Origin of the sequence: Kibdelosporangium philippinense, assembly GCF_021390435.2 — a bacterium.
GTDB lineage: Bacteria > Actinomycetota > Actinomycetes > Mycobacteriales > Pseudonocardiaceae > Kibdelosporangium > Kibdelosporangium philippinense.
This window is the reverse complement of the sequence record NZ_JAJVCN010000003.1, coordinates 1,059,943-1,079,476: the sequence shown is the minus strand read 5'-3', so window position 1 is coordinate 1,079,476 and position 19,534 is coordinate 1,059,943. Positions and strand designations below refer to the sequence as shown.

Genomic DNA, 19,534 nt, shown 5'->3' with positions numbered 1-19,534 from the left:
CGTGCCATGGCTGCACCCGACCTGCACACGTTCACCCTCCCGAACGGTTTGCGTGTGGTGCTCGCGCCGGACACCACATCACCGGTGGTCGGCGTCAGCGTGCACTACGACGTGGGCTTCCGATCCGAACCAGAAGGGCGAACCGGCTTCGCCCACCTGTTTGAACACCTGATGTTCCAGGGCAGCGAGAGCCTGGAGAAGCTGGCGCACTTCCGCCACGTCCAGTCCTCTGGCGGCACGTTCAACGGCTCGACGCATCCCGACTACACCGACTACTTCGAGGTGCTCCCGTCCGCCGCGCTCGAGCGGGCGTTGTTCCTCGAAGCCGACCGGATGCGCGCGCCGAAGCTGACGCAGGAGAACCTCCAGAACCAGATCGACGTGGTGAAGGAGGAAATCCGGCTGAACGTCCTGAACCGGCCGTACGGCGGATTCCCGTGGATCCTGCTGCCGCCGGTGCTCTACAAGACGTTCCCGAACGCGCACAACGGCTACGGCGACTTCACCGACCTCGAACAGGCCAGCCTCGACGACTGCGCGGCCTTCTTCGACACGTACTACGCGCCCGGCAACGCGGTGCTCACGGTCGCCGGTGACTTCACTGTCGAGCACGCCCGTGAACTGGTCGAACGGCACTTCGGTGACGTACCCGCACGCGAGACGCCGCAACGTCCGTCCTTCGCCGAACCGCCGCCGCAAGGCGAACTGCGCGGCGAGCACCAGGACCCACACGCGCCGCTGCCCGCGCTGGCCGTCGGCTACCGCATGCCCGACCCGATCAACGAGCTGGACGCCTACCTGGCGCACCTCGTGCTCGCTTCCGTGCTCACCGAGGGTGACGGCTCCCGGCTGCAGCAGCGGATGGTGCACAAGGAAGGCATGGTCACCGACATCAACGCCGGTGCCGGCCTGTTCGGCCCGTTCGAGGCACGTGACCCGGACACGTTCTCGATCACCGCGATGTACTCGCCGGACGTGAAGGTCGACCGCGTGCTCGGCGCGTTGGACGAGGAACTCGAACTGCTGGCAAGCACCCCGCCGTCCGAGCAGGAGCTGGCGAAGGTGACCGCACGCTGGGTCTCCAGCCTGCACAAGGAGCACGACCGCCTGGTCAGCCGGACACTCGGCCTCGGCGGCTTCCAGTTGCTGTACGGCGACGCGGGCCTGATCTACCAGCTACCCGACCGGATCGCGGCGGTCACGCCGCAGGACGTGTCCGGCGCGGCCAAGCTTCTGCGCCCGGATTCGCGTGCCGTACTGCAGGTTTTCCCGGCTGGAGGTGCCGAATGAGCATCACGTCTCACCGTTCTGCCGAGGAAATCGGCCGTACCGAGCGCGGTCCGCGGCCGTTGCCGCCGTTGGGCGAGCAGCGCGCGGCGACCGGCCTGTCCCATGTGGACACAATGTTGTCCAACGGGCTGCGGGTGATCGCGGTCAAGCAGTCGGCCGTGCCCATGGTCGAACTGCGGCTGCGGATCCCGTTCGCGGACACCGATCTGATGCACGCGGCCAAGGCCGAGGTGCTCGCGTCGACGTTCTTCTCCGGCACGGCCAAGCGCGACCGGGTCGCGATCGACACGGATCTGGCGCTGGTCGGCGGTGAACTGGACGCGTCGGTCGACCCGGAGCGGCTCAGCATCGGCGGAAACGCGCTGGCCAGCGGCTTGGCCACGCTGCTGGACGTGCTCAGCGACGCGTTGACTTCGGCGTCGTACGCGGACGAGGAGGTCGGCCGCGAGAAGGAGCGGCTGGTCGAGCGGATCGCGATGGCGCGCTCGCAGCCGAGCGTGATCGCCCGGCAGGCGCTGCAGAAGCACCGGTACGGCGACCACCCGGCGACCCGCGAGATGCCGGAAGCCGAGGACGTCGCCAAGGTCAGCGCGGCCGAGGTTCGTGCGCTGCACACCGGTTTCGTGCTCCCGCGCGGTTCGGTGCTGGTCCTGGTCGGTGATGTCGAGCCGGAAGCGGCTGTGGCTACTTTGGAGTCGGCGCTCGGCGGCTGGCAGGCCGACGGCACCGCGACCGAATTGCCTGAGCTACCAGTGGTTCCGGGCGGCGACTTGCTGTTCGTGCCGCGTGCGGGTGCCGTGCAGTCGCAGTTCCGGTTCAGCGCGCAGGCGATCACCCGGACCGACCCGCGCTACCCGGCGCTGCAGCTGGCGAACCTGGCGTTCGGCGGATTCTTCTCGTCCCGGTTGGTCGAGAATGTCCGTGAGGACAAGGGATACACCTACCACGCACGGTCCTATCTGGAGTTCACGCCGGGCGGCGCGACACTGTTGATCGACACGGACACGGCCAGCGAGGTCACCGCGAACGCGTTGCTGGAGATCCGGTACGAGCTCGCCAAGATCGTCCTGTCGCCGCCGTCGGAGACCGAAGTGGACACTGTGCGGCAGTACGCGATCGGGCAGCTGCTCACCGCGACCGCGTCCCAGTCGGGTCTTGCGTCGCAGCTGATCGGCCTTGCCTCGCAAGGGCTTGGGGTCGAGTGGCTGGTTTCGTACCCCGGCAGGCTCCAGGAGGTGACGGCCGAGGAGATCGCCGCCGCGGCCCGTGACTTCTTCGCGCCGGTCAACTGGACCGGGGTGATCGTGGGTGATTCGGCCCAGTTCGAGAATGTGCGCCTGCTGGGTGACGTGACGCAGTGACGTTCCAGCTCGATGCCCTCCCGGTGCTCTCTCGCTCCACAGTGGACCGCGACGAGACGCTCCGGGAGGACCCAAGCAGGCTGGCGGAACTGTGGCAGGACGGGCGGGTCCTGGTGGTGGACCCGCGCGGCCGTACGCCCATTCGCTCCGGCGGAACCGTTCTGGTGTACCAGAAGGCAACCGGCGACGAACCGCCTGCGGAAGCCTTGCTGTTGGGTGAGGAGGACGGCGTCGGCTACTGGGCAATGCCCGTGGAGTCGTCGGCGCCGGACTCCGGCCTTGACTGGCGGTCGTGGCAGGACATCGGTTCCGTTGAGGAAGAGCAGTGGCTTGACCTGCGTGCCGCTGGGTCCTTTTTGGACGCCACGGCCGCGGGTCTGTTCACGACCGCGGTCGCTTTGCTCAACTGGCATCGCAAGGCACGGTTCTGCGCGAACTGCGGCGTGGGCGTCGATCGGGTCAAGTCCGGGTGGGCGACCACGTGCCCGAATTGTGGACGCGAGGAGTACCCGCGGACCGACCCGGCCGTGATCTGCCTTGTCCACTCCCGTGACGACACACAGGTCCTGTTGGCCCGTCAGCCAATCTGGCCGAAGGGCCGGTACTCGGTGCTCGCCGGGTTCGTCGAGGCAGGCGAATCCCTGGAAGCCTGCGTTGCCAGGGAAATCTGCGAGGAAGTCGGCGTCGACGTAGCCGACATCCGGTATCTGGGCAGCCAGCCGTGGCCGTTCCCGCGCTCATTGATGCTGGGTTTCGCAGCCAGCGCGGACCCGTCGCAGCCAACCCGGCTCGCCGCCGGGGAGATCGAGGAAGCGCACTGGGTTTCCCGCGAGGTAGTCCGCGCAGCCCTTGCGGCCGAAGCGGAAGGCCGTGAGCACTGGCTAGGCTTGCCCGGCCCGACCTCCATCGCCCGCCGCATGCTCGAATCCTGGGCTTCTCCCTCGTGAGTGGTTATGCGGGTTAGAACCCTGCTAACCACTCACGAGCTTGACCAGGCCGTTTGGTGAGTGATGGCGATCAGGATGAAGGGTCCCTCGGGCGGGTTCGCTTGGTACTGCGGGTACTTCTCGATCAGCCAGGCAACGGTTTCGGTGGTTTCGGTGATCCGTGCGGTGCCGTCCGCGCGGACCCACCAGAGCTGGTGCCAGTCCTCGTCGTAGTGGTCGACAAGCAGGCTCACGCGGTCATTGGCTCGGATATTGCGCAGCCGCTTGAGGTTGCGAGTGGTCTTGGGCTTGTGGTCGACCGCGATGACGATCGTGTCGTCCTTGGCAGCGAACGTGACCGGGACGATGTGCGGTTGGCCGTCGGGTGCGACGGTCGCGAGACGTGCGACTCTGGCGTCATCGAGTCGCACGGAATGCGGCCTCGACCAGCTCGTCCGGCTCGGCATCGATATCGAGGACGATGCCCCGCTCATCCGGCTGCAACGGCTCGAGATCGGCAATCTGCGAATCTAGCAACGCAGGCGGCATGAAGTGGCCCTTGCGCGCCGCCAGCCGTTCCGCGATCAGCTCACGCGTACCGTCGAGATGCACGAAGAACACGTCGCCGCCGCTCCTGAGCACATCACGGTACTTGCGTTTGAGGGCTGATGACGTGACAACTCCGCCGGTGTGCTGGCGAGCTTTGATCCAGTCCGCAATCGAGTGCAGCCACGGCCATCGGTCCTCGTCAGTCAACGGGGTCCCCGAGGACATTTTCGCGATGTTCTCCGGCGGGTGGAACTCGTCGGCCTCGGCGTAGTCGACGCCCAGCCGCTGCGCCAGCTCCCGTCCAACTGTCGTTTTACCTGCACCGGAGACGCCCATCACCACGATGACCATCCGTCAACTCTAGGGCCATCCGGATTTCACTACACTGTGGTCATGCCGACGAGTCGGGGGACTGATTGGTACCGCTAGTCACGCTGAAATGGCGAAGGGTCGCACCACGCTGGGTCTTCATGGGCCTGATGGGGTGCTTGGCCGTGCTCGGCGCGTTGTTCGCGCTGATCGTCGCGGTCGATTCCTTGAAGCAGCTGTCCGGTGACGGGCAGACGCACGGGTTTGCCGTCGTGGTCCTGCTGGTGTGGACAACGGCCGCGGTGCGGTTGTTTCGTGCTGACCTCTACGTGAGCACGGAAGGCGTCCGCAAGCGCACGTTGCTGCGGCAAAGGACCTGGAAATGGTCCTCGGTGCAGGAGTTCACGATCAAGCCGATGGCCGGGTTGCGGCTGCTTGGCGGCTACGCGATCTGGATCCGGCTGACCGACGGCAGCGAGATCGAGACCTCGGTGCACTATGCCGAGTCGTTGCCCGAGGTCCGCGGCATGTTCATGGCCGAGCACGAGGCTCACGAGATCCTGCGGCAACTGCAGGGCGCGTTGGCCCGCTCCCGGGCATCGTCCCAGGCCAGGTGACGTCTATCCTCCGTTGAATGACGGCCAAGTGGGAGCGGGTGGGCGCGAACGTGCGCTTTGTGACGTTCGCGCGAGGCGTGGCCTTCGTGTGCGCCGCGGCTGTCGCGGTGATCATCCTGGCTGGTCTTGGCGAGACCTTGCTCCTGCTCGTGGCGTTCCTGCTGGTCTGGGGGCTCTTGGCGGTGCGCCTGAGCCTGATGGGCCTGTACGCGACCGCTTCGGACGTGCGCAGGCGCGGTGTGCTGTCGACGCAGACCATGCCGTGGTCGTCGGTTTCCTCGGTGAGTGATACCCAGATCGTCATGAAAGACGGCTCGACCTGGGCTGTCCCGGCGGAGGCCGTGGCGGGTCTGCGGGCACGTCTGTCAGCGGACTGAGCGTTCGAGGTTGCGCAGTCTGGTGACCAGTTCGCTTGGTGTGGCGGGCGCGACCGTGAGCCACAGTTCGCCGCCGCTGGAAACCGTTGCCAGATTGAGGAAACGGCCCCAGTCGGTGTCGACGTACCGCAGTGGGTGCGCGATCTCGGTGCGGCGGCCGATCGAATCACGGACCGCCACCCACAGTTCGCCGCCGCCGGACGACGGCTGGGCCATCACTTTCAGGACTTCACGGATACTCGTCGTGCCCGGTTTTCGTTGCTGGGCCGCGGCGCGCAGGTCGGTCAGCCGGACTGAGACAGGTGTGCCGGACCCAGGGTCCACTTCGGGCAGTTGGCCGACCAGTGCCTCGGGCAGTTTCCGCGCTTTGGCTTGACGCAAGGAGATCTCGTCGCTGTCCTTGATGGCAAGGATCGCCTCACGGCCGGTGGCCGCGGCCAGGATGCCGCGTTGACCGATCCAGCCGTAGTACTCGATGTTCGCGCGGCACAGCACCTTCAACGACATGGTGACGTCGATGTCCAGCTTTCGCCGACGGTCAAGCCAGCCAAGGCGTTGGGCTTCCTCGTAGGCGCTTGCCTGTGCGGTTTCCGCCTCGTCGCGGGGTTGCCACACAGCTGCGGGCGCCAGCACTTCGGGCAGTTCGCCGATGCGTTCGTGCCTGAGCAGGCGCGCCAACGTGTTCACCGGCAGCCGCACTGGTCTCGGGAGCACTATTCGATCACCGGCGGCGCGGTCCGCTCGCCTGCTCCGAAGATCGCCTCCGGGTCCGCCTCCTGCAAAAAGGAAAGCCGCTCGTGGTCGCCGTCCTCGCCGCCCTGGCCCCGCGCGGCACCCATCACCGGCACCCCCGTGGGACCACCGAAGCTACCCGGCGCCGCAGGTCGAAGGCTGCCTGGTGACTGTGGCGGCAAGGCGCCTGGTGACTGTGTTGGAATGCCACCGGGTGGCTGTGGCAGCGCGTTTCCAGGGGCACCTGTTGGCATGCCGCCGGGGCTGCCGGGTGGCTGTGGCAGGCTGCCAGGGCCGCCGGTTGGCGTGCTGTCGGGGCTGCTCGGCGACCGGAAGCTGCCGGGGGAAGTCCCTTGGTCCGGGCCGAGTGGGTGCCCGGGGCTGGATGACTGCCCGGATCCCGATGCGTGTCCAGATCCCGACGGCTGCCCGGTTCCTGACGGTTGCCCGAGATCACCCGGTTCCGCCCGACCGCCCGGTTGCCCTTGCCCCGGACCGTTCTGTTGCCCAGGCCCGTGTGGTTGCCCGGGACCAAACGGCCGCCCACCCTGACCTGAGCCGGGAGGTGGGACACCTTTGCCAGGGCCGGGATTCCGTGGCGACCCGCCACCGGGCCGCAGACCGCCCGAACTGCTGCCAGACCCGGAATTTCCCGCCCCGGCCCCACCGTCCTCAGCAACGACACCCGTCGAATCAGTGTCAGACAACAGCAATCCGTAAGAACTCGGCAACCGCGTGGTGTTGTAAACACTGGCGCCGTCGTAGGCGCTCATCACATCCACGTTGTGCTGAACGGCGGCGTTGTAGGCAGCGACCTGGTCCTTGTACGTCGCGCCCGCGTCCGGAGAAGTGACCATCATCCACGGATCCGGAAACGTGGGCTCTGGCGGCAGAGGCCGGACGGAATGCTTGGCCTCACCGAACGACCCAACCTGACGCATCGAAAGGTCCTGTGCGACATCGATCTCCGGAGCGGCTTGCCTGTGTGCGTCCGCCAACGGCTCAGCACCCCACTGCGCGGCGCTCGCCGCCTCACCCTGCCACGCCGACTCCATCTCCCTGGTCAGCTGCATGATCTCGTCAGCCTGCTGCTCGTACTCGGTGACAAGCTTCTTCACGATCGCCGCGGCGCTGGCGATCCCTTCCCCGCCACGGCCCTCGGTGAAGTTCCGGTAGATGTGCCCGGCTGACATGAACACCTCAACCACCAGCCTTCAGCGTCTGAAGGATCAACAACGCACCTTGTTTCGCCTGATCACAGGACTTGTTTCCCTCGTTGCTCTGTACGTTCGTCCGGAAGGTCAGTGTGTCCGAGATGCCAACCGCGAGGTCACATGAGCCGGTCGGCCGGTAGTCGTAGCTGTCCTTGAAGACGGCCGGGTATCCGTCGACCTCGGTCTCGATCCAGTAGGCCTGGAAGTCACCGTCCTGGTGGGCGCGGTAGAAGTCGGCCAATCCGTTCTCGTTGCCGACCATGAAGGTCAGGCCAAGTCGGTTGTTGATTTTGCTGTTGCGCCAGATACAGCCTGGTCCCACATGCACGGCGATTTCGCTGGTGGTGTCGGCGGCTCCCGGCGGCACCAGGTTGAGAGTGCTCAGTTGCGAGGAGGTCAGTGTCGAACAGGGTTGTGCGAGGAACTTGCTGACGTCCAAGGCGTTCCGCACCGGTGGCGCGCCGTACCTGTCGGCGGCGCCCGGACTGGTTGTCCTGGTTGTCGATGCTGGTGCGGAGCTTGGCGAGCCGGTCTGAGTGACAGTGCACCCAGCACCAAGCAGAGTGAGACCGATGATGGTCAGCGCGAACCCGCGCAGCCTCTGGTACATCGCTTAGTCCCGGTCCGTTTCATTCATGCGGGCGGTATTTCGATGTTCGGAATCGCGATATGTTGATCGTGCGATCTCGAGTTTTCGCACGTAGGCGGTCGCGTACCTGAACATGCTATCCGCATGCTGGCTCATCGTGCTGAGCGAAGTCTTCAGCGCTTTTGCCTGGAGCTGACTCATGATGTCGTTCGCCGGTGGGTACACCCGGTTTCGCGCGTCCTCGATGCGCTTCCTGCGATCATCGATGGCGTCCCGGACAGCGGTCCATTTTTTGATCAAGCTGTCCAATTGGTCGACGCTGGTGAAGACCCATTTACCGCCTGCGCCGCCGCCTCCGGCGGCTCTGGATTCGTACTCCGCGCCTAGCACGCCGGCGATGGCACGCAAGGTCTTGTCGATCCCGATCTCGATCCGGACCTGCTGTTCGGCGGTTCCGGGCCCCTGCTCCCCAACAGGCACCTCGTACTCCTCCCCGTCACATCCGCACGGAATGGATGAGACGAGAATGGCACAGTTGTGGTTCCGGAAACCGCGACTCAGCCCGGCATCACCCGAATGCTTCAGGTCTGTTCCCAGTTCCAGCCGACGATGCCGCCGATCACGAATCCGAGAAATGCGATCTCTAGTCCGTTCGCGCCGATGGTCAGCTGCCATTCGCCACTGATCACGAACTGCGTGAGGAGTACGAGAAACGCGCCGGGAAGTACTCCGTACATCGCTCCGACAATGCCTCGGCCCAGTTTCGCTGCCATGTCGAACACCTCTTTCACGGTTGTCGTGACGAGAGTGTGGACCCGATGTGCCGGGGCCTGTCCAGGCCCACCAGGTCTGGCCCCCCGTACGCTGTGATCAGCTGGGGAGCACCAATGGGGTGAACATGGATCTGTCCGATGTGCTGCACCACATCGCACTCGCCGCGTGGGCGGAGACCCGTGTCCGGATCGCCAACAGTCCGGAGACTCGGCGGTTCCTCGAGTTGGGGCTTGGTCTGCTGCGCGAGGACCTGTTGCGGCACACCGGGCCGGTGATCGACGGCGGTGACAAGTCACGGCTGTTCGACGCGGTGTCAAGGGAACGCATCCTGGCGAGGGACGAATCCTTGTCCGCCAACATGTTCCGGCGCCGGTGGAACCTGAAGAACCACTACACCGAGGATCTCATCGCCTACCTGTTCCGGCTTGGCCCGCAGCACGAGCGGCTTGACGCGATGGACGCCGCCGCCGACCAGCTGATGACCAGCGTCAGCTTCGGTGAACTGGTCAGAACCCTGTCCGCGGCCGCGCTGGACCAAGCCAAGACCGACGAGCTGTCCCCGCTGAGGATGATCTTCGAGGTCGCCCTGCCCAGCCATCCGCGGGTACGGGAATTCGCCGCTGCCCAACAGGAACTGCTGCTCCCGAGATGGGCAGGCATCTACGAACGGGTCGCCACGGCATACCGGCTCGAGCTCGCGCCCGGCCGGACGTGGACGGACGTTGCGTTGATATTCAACACCCTCCTGCACGGCGCGCTTGTGTTGCGCGGGCACAAGTTGTCCAGCGGCGAGGACGTGCTGCTCGGCGGCATCCTGGCCACGTTGTCCTCGCTGGTGGCCAATCCGGGAGACCTATGGGTCGACACGGTCCATGGCTGAGCCGTCCCAAGTGGTCTGTGTGCACGCGACACCACGGCCGTTGCGGGGCCGTAGGACGTCGTAGATGTGCATCCGAGGGATCTTGTCGGACACGCCCCAACCGCTCGGCCACGTGATGACCCAGTCCATGTCCAGGTCCACCAACAGGCCGAGCATGCGCGCGATGGTCGGGTCGTCCAGCCGCTCGAACGCCTCGTCCAGCAGGACGAGGCGCAACGGGTTGAAGTCCTCGGAATTGCTGCTGACCGCGTCGTAGAACGCGGCAGCGGCAGCGAAAAGCGTCACGTACGACACGAGTCGCGTCTCACCTGAGGACAACTGGCGCAAGCGACGAACCCGTTGCCCGCCATCAGGTCCGGTGTCGGCGACGCGAACCGTGAACGCGTGCCACGAGCGGTAGTCCAGGGCACGGGACAGGATTTCCGCGTAACCACTGGAATGCGTGTCACGCTCGGCTTCGATCCGTTCGGTGAACACGCGGCGAAGAGTTGCGTCCTGCGCGGAAGTCCGTTCGCCATAAGGCATCCGGACCAACGACAAGGCCTGGCGAGTCTCGTCGTCCAGTGCCGCAGAGGGTTTCCACTCCAGCTGAACGTGCACACCCTGCGACGACTTCGCCTGCCCGAGGACCTCGTTCATCCGCCGGGCCAAGTCCTCGGCCACGGTGATCTGGCCGCGCAGCCACTCAGCCAAGTCCCTGATCAGGTAGTCGGCGAAGATCCGCTGGTACTGCTCGTCCAGGAATCCGCGCTGCTCCCCGAGTTTCGTGGAGACCTGCTTGGCGGCCTGAGCGACCGGGCGGCCGCCTTCCTCACCCGCGACCGAGACAGTCAACAGGCCCGCGTGCTCCTCGGCGGCGATGTCGTAACCACCGGCCAGCGCGGTCTGCAGGTCCTGAAGCTTGGTGATCACAGCCGTTTCACCAGCGGCCTTACGGTCCGCAGCCTCGACAACCGCCGCGCGCACCGCGGCCAGGTCGGTGTCTTCCAGCTCCGGCAAGGCAGCCGACAGGACACCAGGAGCCTCGACGACAGCCGAGAACTGGCGGTAGGCGTTGGCCTGGATTTCCTCGGACGACGCCAGTTGCTCAGTCGCGCTTTCCAACTGCGCGTCCAGCTTCGCCGCCTGCTCACGCAAAGCCGTGATCTTCTCGCGGATGTCCTTCAACGAGACCCGCATCTGCTTACGCGACGACTCAAGCTCAGCCAACCGGGCCGCGATCTCCTTGGCCTCGCCGCCCACCGAACCCGTGAGCTCGGACAACGTGCCTGCCTGGGCCGCGTATTCGGCGCAGCGCTGGTCCGCGTCGGACTCCGCGGTGGTCCGGTCGGCCACGGCCGTGTGGTACCGGTGCGTGGCGTCGACCAGGTCTTCGACCGTGCCACGGCAGCGCTGGCGCAATGCCTCGGCGAGACGCTCGGCGGCGCCCAAAGCTTCGGCCGCGGCCTGCTGGGCCTGGCGCAGATCCTCGGAGCGCGGGGAAAGGCCCGCGTCGCCTGCTTGCCGCAGAAGGTCGGCAGTTGTTGCCTGCCAACGGTTCTGCATCTGGTCGTGCTCTTCACGCAGCTGCTGTGCGTGCTTGTTGGCGCGCTCGGTCGCTTCCTGTTCCGTGCGCATCCGGGTGTGCTTGGCGATCAGTTCCTCGTCGCCGGGGAACTTCTCCAGGTGCCGTTCCCATTCCGCGACAACGTCATTCGCCGAGCGCTGCTGCTCTTCAGCGGCCTGCAACTCGGTCCGCAGCGACGCGAGTTCCTCTTCGAGCTCGGAAATCCGGCGCTGACGTCCAGCCGCACGAGCCCCGGCGCCGACGAACTCGGCGGCCGGTTTCGAGCCGCGGCCGTGCAATGTGCCCGCACGCCAGTGCCCGTCGACCGACAGCGACATCGACGCCGAAGACTCACCGAGGCCAATGCCGTTGAGCAGGGCCGTCACCCGGGAAGCTGGCACGGAACTGTCCGGAACATCAACGGCGACAAGCACATCAGCCAGCGACGCGCCGGGAACACCGTCCCCAGGCGAAGCGAGCACGTCCTCAAGGTCCGGTACCGAGCCCTCGACCGTCACCCACGCGTTGAGCAGGCGGCTTGCCTCCATTGCGGACTCAAGCCCGGCCCGGTCGGCCTCGGACAGGTCCGCCTTGAAGTCCACCAGCTGGTAGAAAGCGGCCCCGGTGGCGGAATCGCGCGACACCGTGGTGGCGGGCGAACGTTCTTTACCGGCGCGCAAAGCAGCGAGCTCGGTGTCCCGTTCGTCGATGGCGTCACGGGTTTCGGTGCGGCGCTGGGACGCGGTGTGGGCGACGTCGCGCGCGGTCTGAACCAAAGGCGCGGTCCACTGGCGCGCGGCCGTGGTCAGTTCACGAGCCTGCGCGGGGTTGGCCGGCAAGTCCTCAACGGACGGCAGCTGCAACTGCCGTTCGGGCTTCGCGGACGTCAACGGCCCAGCGGTGGACCAGGAACGTACCTGCTCAAGCCACACGTCGGACTCGGTCACGAGCTCCTGGTTGGCCTGGTTACGCCGACCAGCCGCCTCGGTCGCCTCCAACTGGGCGGCACGAGCCGACGACCGCAGTGTCTCGACGTGCTGCTCCTGCTTCTCCTGCTCCAACGCCTGTTGGTGCAACGCGAGCGTCAAAGCGCTGCGCTGCCTTGCTTCCTTCGCCGCGCGACCGGCGCGCTCGGCGGCCTCGGTGAGCGAGGTCAGCAGCTCGTCGCCCGTGACGGGCGGCGGGACCTTGCGCTCGATGGGCAGCGGTTCGGCCTCGGGATCCGGTTTCGCACGAACCCGCTCGGTGATCGTCTCGCTTTCACTTTCGGCGAAGCGCGGCAATGTCGGCGCCAGCGTGGTGTCCAAACCGGCTGACTGCAACGCGGTCCGCAGCGACTCGCCGAATTCCCCGGCGGAGTCAAGGTCTTGGGCCAATCGGCGCAACAGCCGTACTACGCCGTCGACGGCCGCGTCCTCGGCCAGGCGCTGCTTGTTGGCCACGTCCAACGCAGCCGAAGCGGCCGAACGCGAGGCGGCCACGAGCTTCTCGCGGCTCTGCAAGTCTTGCAGGTCACGGAAAGCGGGCAGCTCCTTCAACGCGCCGATGGTCTCCTCGGCCTGCTGCTCACCGCCTTCCAGCTCCTGCTCGGCCCGTTCGGCCTCGGCACGCTCGGCGCGTGCCTTCTCCAGCTCGACGGTCAGCTTCTTGGACTGCGAGCCCAGCTTGCGGACGTTGTCCTCGCTGGCCTTCAACTTGTCAGCCGACGTCCGCAGCCCGGCCAGCGCGTAGTCGGAGTAGGTCTTGAGGAACGTCCGCAGCGCCTTGTCGGCCGTGCCAAGGCGGGTGATGTTCTCGCGGATTGACTCAAGGTCATCGAACGACGTGGCCAGCTGTTCGATCATGGCCGCGTCCAACGGCGGCAGCGCGTCCGACAGGATCTGTTCGAGCTGGCCTTCGAGGACCTTCAGGCCGACGTCCGGGTTACGCAGGGTCCGCTGCAGGTGCAGCAGGTCGCCGTAGCGGACCGCGGGAACGCCGTAGACCGTCTCGGCGATCTTGGCCCGGAACGCGGCCTCTTCCAGAACACAGTCGGCGCCAAGGACTTCACGCAGCTGCGCGGAACCCAGCGGCACCCGGTCAGGTCCGGCGAGCTGGAAGTCGATGCCGACACGCTGTGGCGTGATGAACCGCCACGAGTCGGAGATCTGCTGTGATGTCTTGGACGCCTTCACGCCAAGACCGCAGGTCAGCGTGTGTCCCTCGCGCTTGAGCTCGACCCAGGCGTAGCCGATTCGGTTCGGGCCGCCGTCGTAGTCGTCGAGCATCAGCCTGCGGATGCTGACCGTGTCGAAGCCCTTCGACCCGAGTTGCCGCAGGTCACCGTCGAGGCACAGGGGTAGCAGCAGTTCGAGCGTTCGCGACTTGCCGGACCCGTTGGTGCCCTGGAAGATCGCGCGCCCGCCGGAGAAGTCGAAGGTCTGTTCGGCGTACTGCCAGACGTTGACGATCCCGCCCCGGTGCAACCGCCAGCGATCCGTCATGCCCCGCCCTCCTCGTCGAACAATGACCATCCCGGAACTTCGGGTTCTGGCGCAGGCTCGGGTATGTCACGCTCCGGATCGCCGTCCGGTTCCGGCCACCATCGAGCCGCCGCGGGCGACAGCCACCATCGCTCGCCGTCGGCGACTGCAAGTCCCATATGGACGAACAGCGCCAGCACCTCCGTGACAATCCCGTCGAGATCCTCGGCTGCCTGGCGGGACCAGGCGGCCGGGTAGTCGGTCACAAGTCGTTCGCACACCTCGCGAACCCGGTCGGCGGTGACCGGGCTACGCCCAGCACTGTCCACTTCAGACTCTTCCGAGTCTTTGCTGAGCAAATCGGGCAGTGCGAGCAACCCGATTCGTGCGACTGTACTGGTACCCGGGAACATCACATCCGAGAGGTACTCCTCAGGATCAGCCGCGAGGATGCCTTCCAGCCGGGTCTCGGTGTACAGCCCGAAACACCGCTCAAGCAGGTACGACTCGCGCCTCTGGTTGCGCAGCAGCCATTCCCGCTCGTCCTCGGCGAGATCGGCGTACAGCACGACCGGTGTTTCGACGATTTTCCTACGCACCTGGAAGTCCACGCGGCGCGGCGCGGTCCTGGCCGCCAGCGTCACCAGATGCCCGGCGTCCTGCGCGTCACTGACCGGCCCGGCGAGCAGCTGGCCGAGCAGGTCGGTCTCGATTGTGATCAACGCCTCGGCAGGCGCCTCGGAACTGGTCGCCGAACCGACCGTGCCCTCGGTCTCGGTGAGCACGCCCAACGACACCAGATGCCGTAGCGCCGCAGTCAAAGCGCGCCGGTCGGCGATCGTGTCCACGACCTGCATCCCGGCTTCGATCGCGGCCGCACGGACGTCCGATACCAGACGGGACAACAGAACCTGACGTCCCGTGCCGGTCAGCGCCGCCATGGTCAACGCCACGTACGCGTAGCCGCGCGGCGAGAGTTCCTGGACCCCTCGGGTGGAATCCTCGCCGGGACCGGCTTTGTAGAGCCGCGCGAACTTGCGTTCCACGACCAGCCGGTAGCCGAGCATCGCGGTGAACATCTCGCCGAGCACCACACGATGCCGGTACACCAACGGAAGCAGTTCGCCGTCCGGCCCGCCGAGCCGCAGCAACGGCCTGCGCAGCAGCGTCCGGGCGCAGCGGACCACGTTCGCCGCGTCGATATCCGCCAGCCCGTCGAGCGGGTCAGCCGCACTGAGTCTCATCCCACCACCAGCCGGGAATCGCGCAATGTCAACGTTCCACCGGTCGACCGGACGGTCGCGGTCTCGCCTTCGGCGTACTCGATCCGCACGGTCAGGCCGCGGACCTGGTCCTCGGCCGAACCGGCGTCCTGTGAACTCTCCCGTTGCGCCATCGCCATGGTCAGCAGTTCGCACAGCACGCCGAGCGCGCCGGGCGACAAGGTCGTTTCGTGCAGTTTCGGCGCCGCTGCGGCAAGTTCGGCCACGTCAGCGGCCCTGAGCTCGTCCGCGCGCCGGGCGTCGGCCAACAGCGACTGCTCGGTGATCGGGTCGTCCATGATCCGCGAGGTACGGCCGCGCGCGCCGCGGTCGCTACGGCTTCGCACGCTGACCGTCACGTCACAGACCGGGCCTTCGCTCCACGGCGTGCGCTCGTCGTCCGAGTCGTGCTCAGGCGCGGGCAGGATGTGCCGTGACGAGTACATACCGAACGCGGCCGCGTACATCTGCGCGGCCTCAGCGGGCTTGCTGTCGTCGAACCACTTGGCGAGCTTGAGCAACTCCGCGCGGCGCCCGGGCAACAACCCGCCACCGGCCGTCGCACGCTTGACGCTCGCGAGCAATGAACCGATCGCGCGTGCCGTTGCCTCGCGCAGCACTGTGACCTGCGAGGGGCGCCCCGGGCGGTCGACGAACCAGTCCGTCAGTTCCTGCCAGTCCGCCGCGCTACGGCCCCTGGCGCGCTCGACAGCGGGACCAAGGCCTTCAGTCGGGCCAAGGAGCCTGAGCAGCTCAGGACGGGCAGCGGCGAAGCGTCCGGTCAGGTGCTCGGCGATGGCCGGGGTCTGCCGCAGGACGTCCTCGACCACCTTCTGGATGTACTCGACCAGCAGGTTGCGGAACCCGGAGATCTCGTCGGCCGCCAGGTGATGACGGGTCACGACCTGGCCGAGGTAGGCGTAGAAGTCACGGACCGTCGCGGCGAGCTCGGCGTGCTGCAGGAACAGCGTGGTGACCTGCTCGGACAGCAGCTCACGGGCGCGCTGGGCGGCGGCGGACTCGGCGTCGCGCTGTTCCTGGCTGACCGCTGCCGACAGCGACTTGCCGAGCTGGCTCAGGCCACGCTCGATCGCGGGCAGCAGCTCGCGGGACACCTCACGAGCGCCTTCCGGGACCCGCAGCAGCTCGTCCACGTCACGCTGGACGCGCACGGCCAGCTTGCTGACCTGGTAGCGGACGCTGCCGTGCTGGAACTCGGCGATGCTCGCGGCAACCACCTCGCGGCGGCCCTGTACCAGGTTGCCCCATTCGACCAGCTGCTTCAGGCGCGTGATCACGTTCTCGATGCGCGACTCGCCGCGTTCGACCGTGCCGTCGCGCTCCGCCGGAGCCAGCGCCGCGGCCACGTCACCTGCGGAAAGGTCGGCGAGCAAGGTCGCGGTGAACAGCCGCATGATCGCCAGGTACGTCGCCTTGTGCTCCCTGGCCTGCAGATACGCGTACAGCCCGAGCCGGTCGGTGTTCGAGCGCGCTGCGGCTTCGGCCGCTCGGTCCTGCTGCTCGGGGTTCACGGCTCAGCACCCTAGCTTCTAGCGCTGATCTTGGCGGCGCTACGGTTCTGTAGAGGGGTGAGGCTGGGAGGATTGGTGACCGCGGGTAGGGCAGTCGGGCTGCTGCTGGGTGTTGTCGCGGACGGTGTTTTCGGTGATCCACGCAGGCGTCATCCGGTTGCCGGGTTCGGTGCCGTGGCGCAGCGTCTTGAGCAGCTGGTTTACCGGGACAACAAGGTGCCTGGCGCGGTGTACACGGGCGTGCTGGCCGGCTCGGCTGTGGCTGTCGGCGTTGCGGCGGAACGCATCGGGCGGCGTCACCCGTTGTTGCGTGTGTTGACCACCGCGACCGCGACCTGGATCGCGCTTGGCGGGAAGTCGCTGGCCCACGAGGGCACGTCGATGGGCCGTGAGCTGGACGCCGGTGATGTCGATGCTGCGCGCAAGCGTTTGCCCAACCTGTGCGGCCGTGACCCGCAGGCATTGGACGCGATCGCTTTGGCTCGCGCGACCGTCGAATCCGTGGCGGAGAACACATCGGACGCTGTCGTCGCGCCCCTGTTCTGGGGTGCTGTCTTCGGTGTTCCTGGGCTGCTTGGGTACCGGGCCGTGAACACGATGGACGCCATGGTCGGCCATCGTTCGCCGAGGTACCGCAATTTCGGCTGGGCGTCAGCTCGGCTGGACGATGTCGTGAACTTCGTGCCTGCACGTGCCGCCGCGGCTTTGACCGTGGCTGGCGCGCCGGTGGTCGGCGGCTCGGCGCAGGGTGCTTGGCGGGCTTGGCAGCGTGACGCGAAGGCGCACCCGAGCCCGAACGCGGGCCGGGTCGAGGCGGCTTTCGCGGGCGCGCTGGAAATTCGCCTGGGTGGGCGAACCGTTTACCGGCACGGTGTGGAGGAACGGCCGGTTCTCGGAACGGGGCGTAGTCCTGACGCGGGGCATGTCACACGTGCGGTTGAACTTTCCCGAGTGGTCGGCGGTTTGGCAGGCGCGGCGTCCGCGTTCCTGGCCCTGTTCAGCAGGCGCTGATTTTTGCCGTGAAGGTCACCTTCACGGCGTCTAACGCGCGTAACTAGCCCCTCACGGCAAAATCTCGCCTACCCACTGTGCACGGGCGGCTACAGCCGGGAAGATCGGGTAGTGACTTCCCTTGTGTCCCCTTTGCGTGCGTTAGCGCTCGCAGTTCTGACGGTCGTAGGCGTGCTGACCGGGGTGAGCACGGCCTCGGCCGCGCCAAAGCCGATCATTGGTGCCTACTACGCGGGCTGGAACAGCCAGAGCTATCCGGTCTCCCAGATCCCCGTCGACCGCATCACGCACCTGTTCTACGCGTTCTCCACGATCGAGAACGGCAAGTGCGTCGTCGGCTCGGGCGCCCCGGCCGACTTCGCCGCGCTGGCCGAGCTGAAGAAGAAGCACCCGCACCTGAAGTCGATGATCTCCATCGGCGGCTGGGGCGCTGGCGGATTCTCCGACGCGACGCTGACCCCGGCCTCGCGGGCGGCGTTCGTGAAGTCGTGCGTGGACATGTTCTTCGGGCAGTACCGCGGCAGCTTCGACGGCGTGGACATCGACTGGGAGTTCCCGGTCTACGGCGGTCCGACCGAGATCACCGACCGCCCGGAAGACAAGCGGAACATGACCCTGCTGACCAAGGAATTCCGCCGGCAGCTCGGTCCAGGCAAGCTCGTGACCGGCGCCCTGCCGACCGGCAGGCTGCAGACCGACGGCCCATACGACCCGGCGGCGAGCTTCGAACTCAGTGAGCTGGCCAAGGTCATGGACTTCATCAACGTGATGACCTACGACATGGGCACCGGTTTCTCGTCCGTGTCGACCTTCAACGCGCCGATGCGTGAAGTTTCTGACGACCCGCTCGCCCAGCCGATGCGGCGCTGGAACAACGTGACCTCGGCGGTCGAGTACTACAAGCGCCACGGCGTGCCCGGCACGAAGATGGTGCTCGGTGTTCCCTTCTACGGCAGGGGTTTCATCGTCGACCAGCCGGGTTCGCAGAACGGTTTGTACCAGCGCTATGGGTCGGCCTTCTGGCCAGGCGGATGGGGCACGATCAAGCGGGATCTGCTGCCCAATGAGGCATGGAAAGAGTTCTGGCACCCGACCGCGCAGGCGCCGTGGCTCTACAACGCGGCCGAGCGGAAATTCCTGAGCTACGAAAACCCCAGGTCGATCGCGATCAAGGCAGAATTCGCGAAGAAAGCGGGGCTGGTCGGCACGTTCATGTGGGAACTGTCCGATGACGACTCGTCGCATTCGCTGCTGACCGCGATGTCTTCCCCCTTCAAGAAGTAAGTGGTACTTCCTCCCCAGCCGCTGGCTGGGGAGGAACCTCTTTGCTGGTTTATGGAATCGCTTTTCTGATCGCGCTCGCCGTCAGCATGGCGGTGCGCCACTGGTTCTGGGCGACGGCGCCAACGCGCTCTGGTCTCCCGCTTGGGCTCGCCGAGATCGCCTTCCTTGCTGGTCGAACGAACCGGATGATCGAGTCCGCGGTTGCGGACCTGATCGAGCGTGGTGCCCTGCGCGTCCAGCACAGTGGATCGCTTCGAGCCACGGGCAAGCCTGGCTGGACTGCTCTGGAAGAGCGAATCCTCGAGCACGCGGGGCCTCGGCCGGTATCGATTGATTTCCTGCGGCAAGAATTACGTCGTGCCGATACGGACGTGCCGGACGTCCTTCGGAAACAAGGAATGCTGCGCAGCGAGAACATCGGCCAGAAACTGGTGATAGTGCTGCCGTTTGTGGTGCTGCTGGTGATCGGAATCGAAAGCCCGGTGCTTGCCGAAGCTGGGCCTATCGGGTGGGCGTTGCTCGTCGCTACTGGTTACACAGGGCTGATGAGGCTATCGATGCCGGATCGGTACTCCCTCAGCAAAGCCGCGAAAAGTCTGCTCAGGACAGTTACGCTCGCCGGTGCCGGTGGTTTGGTCGCGCTCGGCGGGCTGGAGGCTTTTCCTGATCCCGTTGTCGCGGCTGCGCTTGGACCGTCGGCGAAGCCGAATGACGGGGGCAGCACCAACGGCTGTGGCGGGGACAGCGGTTGTGGTGGAGGGTGTGGTGGCGGTGACTGAGATGCGGGGATCTTCCGGCCCGGAGTCCTTCGGCTGCGTG

The 19,534-nt window shown here is 66.4% G+C and carries 19 protein-coding genes; 9 read left to right on the top strand and 10 right to left on the bottom strand.

Going from position 1 to position 19,534, the window contains the following annotated elements; genetic code table 11:
- The first annotated feature begins 6 nt into the window (after window positions 1–6).
- Genes LWC34_RS36975 through nudC form a run of 3 tightly spaced genes read left to right on the top strand, consistent with a single transcriptional unit; the run spans window position 7 to window position 3,598 of the window.
- Window positions 7–1,290, top strand: a complete 1,284-nt coding sequence (locus LWC34_RS36975) for a M16 family metallopeptidase (protein WP_233729880.1) — start codon at window positions 7–9, stop codon at window positions 1,288–1,290.
- Window positions 1,287–2,651, top strand: a complete 1,365-nt coding sequence (locus LWC34_RS36970) for a M16 family metallopeptidase (protein WP_233729879.1) — start codon at window positions 1,287–1,289, stop codon at window positions 2,649–2,651. The genes LWC34_RS36975 and LWC34_RS36970 overlap by 4 nt, the downstream gene beginning before the upstream one ends.
- Complete coding sequence (nudC, locus tag LWC34_RS36965; RefSeq protein ID WP_233729878.1) at window positions 2,648–3,598, top strand: NAD(+) diphosphatase; 951 nt, start codon at window positions 2,648–2,650, stop codon at window positions 3,596–3,598. Before LWC34_RS36970 ends, nudC begins: the two co-directional genes overlap by 4 nt.
- 32 nt (window positions 3,599–3,630) lie before the next feature.
- Here the strand turns inward: nudC and LWC34_RS36960 are convergent, their stop codons facing one another.
- Both LWC34_RS36960 and LWC34_RS36955 read right to left on the bottom strand, forming a co-directional pair.
- A complete protein-coding gene (locus LWC34_RS36960) occupies window positions 3,631–4,008 on the bottom strand; it encodes a TIGR03668 family PPOX class F420-dependent oxidoreductase (protein ID WP_233729877.1) in 378 nt (125 codons plus the stop codon).
- Window positions 3,995–4,477 carry a gluconokinase gene (locus LWC34_RS36955; RefSeq protein ID WP_233729876.1) on the bottom strand — a complete coding sequence of 161 codons (483 nt, stop codon included), beginning with the start codon at window positions 4,475–4,477 and terminating at the stop codon, window positions 3,995–3,997. The genes LWC34_RS36960 and LWC34_RS36955 overlap by 14 nt, the downstream gene beginning before the upstream one ends.
- A 119-nt stretch (window positions 4,478–4,596) precedes the next feature.
- On the opposite strand from LWC34_RS36955, the gene LWC34_RS36950 reads away from it, so the two are divergent.
- Together LWC34_RS36950 and LWC34_RS36945 are read left to right on the top strand one after the other, a co-directional pair.
- Window positions 4,597–5,052, top strand: a complete 456-nt coding sequence (locus LWC34_RS36950) for a hypothetical protein (protein ID WP_233729875.1) — start codon at window positions 4,597–4,599, stop codon at window positions 5,050–5,052.
- A 17-nt stretch (window positions 5,053–5,069) separates the two neighbouring features.
- Complete coding sequence (locus LWC34_RS36945) at window positions 5,070–5,429, top strand: hypothetical protein (RefSeq protein WP_233729874.1); 360 nt, start codon at window positions 5,070–5,072, stop codon at window positions 5,427–5,429.
- Here the strand turns inward: LWC34_RS36945 and LWC34_RS36940 are convergent.
- The 5 genes from LWC34_RS36940 to LWC34_RS36920 form a co-directional block, all read right to left on the bottom strand.
- Window positions 5,418–6,143 carry an ESX secretion-associated protein EspG gene (locus LWC34_RS36940; RefSeq protein ID WP_233729873.1) on the bottom strand — a complete coding sequence of 242 codons (726 nt, stop codon included), beginning with the start codon at window positions 6,141–6,143 and terminating at the stop codon, window positions 5,418–5,420. The genes LWC34_RS36945 and LWC34_RS36940 overlap by 12 nt on opposite strands.
- Window positions 6,143–7,369, bottom strand: a complete 1,227-nt coding sequence (locus LWC34_RS36935) for a WXG100 family type VII secretion target (RefSeq protein WP_233729872.1) — start codon at window positions 7,367–7,369, stop codon at window positions 6,143–6,145. Before LWC34_RS36935 ends, LWC34_RS36940 begins: the two co-directional genes overlap by 1 nt.
- Window positions 7,362–7,985, bottom strand: a complete 624-nt coding sequence (locus LWC34_RS36930) for a DUF3558 domain-containing protein (RefSeq protein WP_233729871.1) — start codon at window positions 7,983–7,985, stop codon at window positions 7,362–7,364. Before LWC34_RS36930 ends, LWC34_RS36935 begins: the two co-directional genes overlap by 8 nt.
- A gap of 3 nt (window positions 7,986–7,988) precedes the next feature.
- Window positions 7,989–8,444 carry a hypothetical protein gene (locus LWC34_RS36925; RefSeq protein WP_233729870.1) on the bottom strand — a complete coding sequence of 152 codons (456 nt, stop codon included), beginning with the start codon at window positions 8,442–8,444 and terminating at the stop codon, window positions 7,989–7,991.
- Between the two features lie 101 nt (window positions 8,445–8,545).
- Window positions 8,546–8,737 carry a hypothetical protein gene (locus LWC34_RS36920; protein WP_233729869.1) on the bottom strand — a complete coding sequence of 64 codons (192 nt, stop codon included), beginning with the start codon at window positions 8,735–8,737 and terminating at the stop codon, window positions 8,546–8,548.
- A gap of 125 nt (window positions 8,738–8,862) precedes the next feature.
- Between LWC34_RS36920 and LWC34_RS36915 the strand changes: the two genes are divergently transcribed.
- Entirely contained in the window at window positions 8,863–9,618 is a 756-nt protein-coding gene (locus LWC34_RS36915) for a hypothetical protein (RefSeq protein ID WP_233729868.1), read from the top strand.
- On the opposite strand, the gene LWC34_RS36910 is transcribed toward LWC34_RS36915, so the two are convergent.
- The 3 genes from LWC34_RS36910 to LWC34_RS36900 are packed head-to-tail and all read right to left on the bottom strand — an operon-like array spanning window position 9,592 to window position 16,420.
- Window positions 9,592–13,647, bottom strand: coding sequence for a TIGR02680 family protein (locus LWC34_RS36910; protein ID WP_233729867.1), 4,056 nt, complete (start codon window positions 13,645–13,647; stop codon window positions 9,592–9,594). The two genes, LWC34_RS36915 and LWC34_RS36910, sit on opposite strands and share 27 nt — an antisense overlap.
- Complete coding sequence (locus LWC34_RS36905) at window positions 13,644–14,870, bottom strand: TIGR02678 family protein (protein WP_233729866.1); 1,227 nt, start codon at window positions 14,868–14,870, stop codon at window positions 13,644–13,646. Before LWC34_RS36905 ends, LWC34_RS36910 begins: the two co-directional genes overlap by 4 nt.
- The gene (locus LWC34_RS36900; protein ID WP_233729865.1) at window positions 14,867–16,420 is read right to left on the bottom strand and encodes a DUF2397 domain-containing protein; all 1,554 of its coding nucleotides are present in this window, start codon (window positions 16,418–16,420) and stop codon (window positions 14,867–14,869) included. The genes LWC34_RS36905 and LWC34_RS36900 overlap by 4 nt, the downstream gene beginning before the upstream one ends.
- 75 nt (window positions 16,421–16,495) lie before the next feature.
- On the opposite strand from LWC34_RS36900, the gene LWC34_RS36895 reads away from it, so the two are divergent.
- The 3 genes from LWC34_RS36895 to LWC34_RS36885 all read left to right on the top strand — a co-directional run bounded on the left by LWC34_RS36895 (window position 16,496) and on the right by LWC34_RS36885 (window position 19,494).
- Complete coding sequence (locus tag LWC34_RS36895; RefSeq protein WP_233729864.1) at window positions 16,496–17,431, top strand: cobalamin biosynthesis protein; 936 nt, start codon at window positions 16,496–16,498, stop codon at window positions 17,429–17,431.
- A 111-nt stretch (window positions 17,432–17,542) separates the two neighbouring features.
- Window positions 17,543–18,715, top strand: coding sequence for a glycoside hydrolase family 18 protein (locus LWC34_RS36890; protein ID WP_233729863.1), 1,173 nt, complete (start codon window positions 17,543–17,545; stop codon window positions 18,713–18,715).
- A 41-nt stretch (window positions 18,716–18,756) separates the two neighbouring features.
- On the top strand, window positions 18,757–19,494 hold the full coding sequence (locus LWC34_RS36885) for a TIGR04222 domain-containing membrane protein (protein WP_233729862.1): 738 nt from the start codon (window positions 18,757–18,759) through the stop codon (window positions 19,492–19,494).
- The last annotated feature ends 40 nt before the right edge of the window (window positions 19,495–19,534 follow it).